This window comes from Vibrio sp. Vb0888 (assembly GCF_033338835.1).
Classification (GTDB): Bacteria; Pseudomonadota; Gammaproteobacteria; order Enterobacterales; family Vibrionaceae; genus Vibrio; species Vibrio alginolyticus.
In genome coordinates this window covers 1-1320 of record NZ_JAWOTL010000160.1, presented here as the reverse complement: position 1 = coordinate 1320, position 1320 = coordinate 1, and the positions used below count along the sequence as shown (strand labels likewise).

Sequence of the window (1320 nt, the reverse complement as noted above, 5' to 3'; positions counted from 1 at the left end):
TACGACAGAAGCCCGCAAGGATCATCAGGTCGATGTTTTGCACATCTTTGTTTGCATCTAAATGCGCCAATAAACGACGAAATGTCGCTGCGTCTAACTTGTCTTGTTCTTCTTGAGTTAGATTTTTATATTTGAATTCAGCCACTTTACTTTCCTTCTCTCTTATTTGTTTGGCTTTCGTCACCATATCCAGTTAGTCCACTTTCATAAGTAGGAAGTATGCTTTAGCGCAACAATTCCCATTCGAAAATCACTACCTTTGAACAAAAACTGATATGATAAGCGCCATCTATCTTATTGATTAAATTAATATTAACACAAATCATTACAACGGTCTTTTACAAAGGTTATCGTCAAGTTATGAAAAACGCCATTCTATTATTGTCTGCCTTGACCATCAGTGTGCCGACTTTTGCTGCTCAAGAACAAACTCATCAATCTTATTTTTATCTAGGTACTGGTAACGTTGGTTTCGATACGCCGTATTTTGGATCAGACAGAGACAATGAGTGGTCCACACCGCATATCACTGTTGGCTGGGGCTATTATGTTAATCAATACCTTGCGTTTGAAGGTGTGCTTCGTTACTCCCAAAACGAGCTTAAGAACGACACGCTAAAAACAGATTTGGATTTGCACTATTACCAAGCAGGCATGTCAGCGGTATTGACCAGTGACAACTTAGGCGACACACCACTCTCTTTGTTTGGCCGCGTGACCGCTTTGGGGACTCAAGCAGAAATGTATGTTCCAAATGCCCAGAAAGTGACTGACGACTCTGGCGCACTGTTTAACGTGGGAGCTGGAGTTCATTGGGATATGAGTAAAGATATCTGGTTACGCGCAGAGTACATCTACAATGTCGCAGATATGGGTTTTGAAGACTTTTACGACAGCTATGAAGGTCTACAAATAAGCTTAGGAAAACGCTTCTAGCGCGACGTTGAACCCAGAATTTGAAGTTAAATGTAAAGAAGCCTCGGCTTCTTTTATCAATCGAGAAAGTAGCTTTGCTTATTGAGCGGAAAACTTTTCTGCGGTCTCTTTGTTTACATGACTACTAGGTTGAACAGTATCAAGTGACGCCAAAATACCATCTTGATGACCTTTTAGCGCATTCGTAAACGTTGGAAGTGCAGTGGTGACTAACAACGCCATAATACCCGCAACCAGAACCATTTCTACCATGTAACTACCACGAACTTTTTTCAAGGGAACACCTCAATAATCATAGGTATAGCCACCTTCCTGGCTTTATACCTAGCAAGACTCGACATTCAGTCATAAACGATGAGCGAGTCCTGTGCCCCTCGAAGAAGT

2 protein-coding genes and 1 pseudogene are annotated in these 1320 nt (G+C 41.5%); 1 reads left to right on the top strand and 2 read right to left on the bottom strand.

Annotated elements, in window-relative coordinates:
- Positions 1 to 145: pseudogene (locus tag R7P72_RS24685) on the bottom strand (DUF1244 domain-containing protein); the annotation flags it as partial.
- Positions 146 to 360: 215 nt separating this feature from the next.
- On the opposite strand from R7P72_RS24685, the gene R7P72_RS24680 reads away from it, so the two are divergent.
- Positions 361 to 936 (top strand): porin family protein, encoded by a 576-nt coding sequence (locus R7P72_RS24680; RefSeq protein WP_005461140.1) that lies wholly within the window; start codon positions 361 to 363, stop codon positions 934 to 936.
- 78 nt (positions 937 to 1014) lie between these two features.
- On the opposite strand, the gene R7P72_RS24675 is transcribed toward R7P72_RS24680, so the two are convergent.
- Entirely contained in the window at positions 1015 to 1212 is a 198-nt protein-coding gene (locus R7P72_RS24675) for a type II secretion system protein (protein ID WP_005461161.1), read from the bottom strand.
- Positions 1213 to 1320 lie beyond the last annotated feature (108 nt).